The organism is Synechococcus sp. R8-2, from assembly GCF_047461715.1.
Taxonomy (GTDB): domain Bacteria; phylum Cyanobacteriota; class Cyanobacteriia; order Thermostichales; family Thermostichaceae; genus Thermostichus.
The window spans coordinates 1-3,805 of record NZ_JANSHQ010000273.1 but is presented as its reverse complement, the minus strand read 5'-3'; the positions used below and the strand labels follow the sequence as shown (position 1 = coordinate 3,805).

The following is a 3,805-nucleotide window of genomic DNA, read 5'->3' as shown; positions in this document are numbered from 1 at the left end:
ACTCCGTCCCGCTGGCGCGATCCGCTGAGGCCGGAGAACCCTCCGGCGGCTGCACCACCCGCTTGATGGGCAGGCCGAACTTGCGGGCAAACTCGAAATCCCGCTGGTCGTGGGCGGGCACGGCCATGATGGCCCCCGTCCCGTAGCCCATCAACACATAGTCGGCAATCCAGATGGGGATCCGCTCTTGGTTAACGGGGTTGATGGCGTAGGATCCCGTCCAAACCCCTGTCTTTTCCCGGTCTTCAGCGCTGCGCTCGATCTCGCTGCGGGCAGCGGCCTGGGCTTGATAGGCTCTGACGGCCTGCAGTTGCTCGGCAGTGGTGAGCTTGTCCACCAAGGGGTGCTCCGGCGACATCACCATGAAGGTGGCCCCCCAGAGGGTATCAGGCCGGGTGGTGAATACTGCCAGCTCGTCCCCTGCCTCGGTTTTGAAAATCACCTTAGCCCCCACCGATTGGCCGATCCAGTTCTCCTGCATGGTGCGCACCCGCTCCGGCCAGCCGGAGAGCTTTTCCAGATCCGCCAGCAGTTGGTCGGCATAGGCGGTGATTTTGAAAAACCACTGCTTGAGCATGCGCTTTTCCACCAGGGCGCCGGATCTCCAGGAACGCCCCTCCGCATCCACCTGCTCGTTGGCCAACACCGTCTGATCCACCGGATCCCAGTTCACCGCCGCCTCTTTCTGGTAGGCCAAGCCCGCCTGCAAAAATTGCAGGAAGATCCACTGCGTCCACTTGTAGTAGTCGGGGGCGCAGGTGGTGATCTCCCGCTCCCAGTCGTAGGACAGGCCCAACCGCTGCAACTGATCCCGCATCTGGGCAATGTTTTGGTAGGTCCACTTGGCCGGTGGGATCCCCCGGTCGATGGCGGCATTCTCCGCCGGCAGGCCAAAGGCATCCCAGCCCATCGGGTGCAACACCGCGTATCCCTGCATTCGTTTGTGGCGGGCAATCACATCGGTGATGGTGTAATTGCGCACATGCCCCATGTGCAGGTTGCCGCTGGGATAGGGGAACATAGACAGGGCATAAAATTTGCGGCTCCCGTCCTTCAGCTCTGGGGTGCGATCCAGCCCGATTTCACGCCAGTGGGCCTGCCACTTGCTCTCAATGGCCTGGGGATTGTAGCGCGCGTCCACGGTTCGATGCTCCTGGGAAAAAAGCGCATACGCTGGGAGATAGAAGCATTTTGACATACTCCCCACGCCAATCGCGCCGGCGGAGCACAGCTCTCGGGCAAGGCTCTGGTCACGAGTTTCACGAAGCACTTCGGGAAAGAAGCTCCTGCACCACATTCTTGTCCCCTAGCTGCCCAGCCTGTGCCACAAACTATTGCCCATCGACCACACGGTACGGATAGCCTCATCCGGCACCTTGCAGAGGAGCGGGATCCCTTTGGCTCTGAAAACCCGACAAGCAGGGATCAGTAGGTTTCTTCGTGCCACCTGTCTGCTTTCTTCAGTTCCTTCTGGAACTTGCTCCAATCCTGACCGGCTTGTTCGGCCAAAGGCCCCATGACGTTGTTGATCCCGTCCTCCATCCCCTTGAGGCCGCAGATGTAGGTGTAGGTGTTGGGCTGTTGCAGCATCTCCCACAGCTCGGCGCCGTACTCGGCCATGCGGTTTTGCACGTACATTTTCTTGCCATCGGGGGTTTGTTGCTCGCGGCTGATGGCGTAATCGACGCGGAAGCGATCCCCGTACTGGGCTTTCCAGGCCTCCAGATCCCCGTGGTAGAGCAAGGTGGAGGTGGTGGGCACCCCAAAGAACAGCCAGATCTTGCCCTGATAGTTGGGATCCTCCTCAAACAGGTGCTTGATGAAAGCGCGAAAAGGGGCAATGCCGGTGCCGGTGGCGATCAAGATCAGGTTGGCATTCTCATCTTCAGGCAACAGGAAGGTTTTCCCCGATGGCCCCGTGATCATCACCTCGTCGCCTGCCTTCAAATCGGTGAGGAAGCCGGAGCAGACCCCCACCCCCGGTTGGCCCGTCTCTTTATCGACATATTCGGCCCGCTTCACGCTCAAAGAGACGGTGCGTCCCTCGCCATCATCGCCAAAGCGGGTGGAAGCGATCGAGTAGAGGCGGGGCTTGTGGGGCTTGCCCTTGGCATCTTCGCCAGGAGGGATAATGCCAACGCTTTGCCCTTCTAGGTAGCGGTAGTTGGGATCCGGCAAGCTGAGCACAATGTGCTTAGTCAGTCCGGGTGCTCCTTCACCGACAATGGAGTAGGTCTCCACGCAGTGGCCGATCAACGGTGCGTTGGGACGATACAGATTGACGACAACCTCTCGCTTTTCTGCGCTGGCAACCATACCTGCGATCTGCTCCTGGCACTGGGAGGAAATGAGTTTACATATAGCAAAATAGCAAACACCACAGCAGCCCGGCTGCTCAAATGGAACTTGTCAGAGGAGAAGCAGACGACCTTCGCCAGCCCCCCAGGCCGTCCTGAGAGCGGCAACCCCGGAAAAATAATCCCGGCCAAGCTCATCGGCCAAAAATATGGATTTTTTGTTAAATTGTTGCTTAGGGTGCCCACCTCTCTGGCCTGCCAGCGGCTTGTGATGTAACGGCTTTATTTGGTATCATGCAAGACCGTAACAGTTGGTAACTTTCTAGAGCCTTTTTCTCAGTTTTGCCCTGCCCGTCCCCAAGGAGTTCCCATGGCAAGCAGTCCTGATCGTGTTGTGATGATTGGTGTCGCCGGAGATTCTGGCTGTGGCAAGTCCACCTTTTTACGCCGGCTGGGGGATCTATTTGGCCGGGATCTGATTACCACCATCTGTCTGGATGACTATCACTCCTTGGATCGCTACCAGCGCAAAGAGAAGGGCATCACGGCGCTGGATCCCCGCGCCAACAACTTCGACCTAATGTACGAGCAGGCCAAGGCGCTTAAGAACGGCCAAAGTGTGATGAAGCCCATCTACAACCACGAGACGGGGCTGATTGACCCACCGGAGCTGGTGGAGCCCAACCGCATCATCGTCCTGGAGGGGCTGCATCCCATGTATGACGAGCGGGTGCGCCAGCTGCTGGACTTCAAGGTGTACTTGGATCTGGCCCCAGAGATCAAGATTGCTTGGAAAGTGAAGCGGGACATGGCGGAGCGGGGCCACACCTACGAAGATGTGTTGCGCTCAATCGAGGCTCGCCGCCCGGACTTTGAAGCCTATGTCGATGTGCAGAAGCAGTACGCCGATGCCGTCATTGAGGTTTTGCCTACCCAGTTGTTGCCGGAGCTGGATCCAGAGCACAAAGTACTGCGGGTGCGGCTGATCCAGCGGGAAGGGGTGAAGTACTTCGACCATGTTTATCTCTTTGACGAAGGCTCCACCATTGATTGGATCCCCTGCGGCAAAAAGCTGACCTGTTCCTACCCGGGGATCCGCCTCCACTATGGCCCTTCCACCTACTTCGAGCACCCGGTTTCGATTCTGGAGATCGACGGCACCTTCGACAAGCTGGAAGAGGTCATCTACATCGAGAACCACCTGAGCAACTTGTCCACCCGCTACTATGGCGAGCTGACGGAACTGTTGCGCAAGCACCCGGAATACCCGGGATCCCGCAATGGCTCTGGTCTGATTCAGGTCATCGTGGGCCTGAAGCTGCGCGCCCTTTACGAGCAAATTCGGGCAGAAGCCAAAGAGCTAGCAGTGGCTTCCTGAGGATTTGCCCCGCTTGAGCACTTAAGGAGAATCCCTTTTGCCGCTAAAGTGTTGGCATAGGTTGGCTGACCCGGTAGAGGTCGGCAACAAGGTTTTGGCATATGCAGGGATTCCAGTTGGAGATCTTTCC

3 protein-coding genes are annotated in these 3,805 nt (G+C 58.1%); 1 reads left to right on the top strand and 2 read right to left on the bottom strand.

Annotated features, from left to right (window positions below; translation table 11 throughout):
• Positions 1–1,141, bottom strand: a 1,141-nt coding sequence (leuS, locus tag NW819_RS07180) for a leucine--tRNA ligase (RefSeq protein WP_414413335.1), incomplete at its 3' end; no start/stop codon positions are given.
• A 284-nt stretch (positions 1,142–1,425) separates the two neighbouring features.
• Positions 1,426–2,316: a ferredoxin--NADP(+) reductase gene (locus NW819_RS07175; RefSeq protein WP_414388625.1), complete on the bottom strand. Its 891-nt coding sequence runs from the start codon at positions 2,314–2,316 to the stop codon at positions 1,426–1,428.
• Positions 2,317–2,667: 351 nt separating this feature from the next.
• Here NW819_RS07175 and NW819_RS07170 point away from each other — a divergent pair, with 351 nt between their 5' ends.
• Positions 2,668–3,675 (top strand): phosphoribulokinase, encoded by a 1,008-nt coding sequence (locus NW819_RS07170; RefSeq protein ID WP_414330815.1) that lies wholly within the window; start codon positions 2,668–2,670, stop codon positions 3,673–3,675.
• The last annotated feature ends 130 nt before the right edge of the window (positions 3,676–3,805 follow it).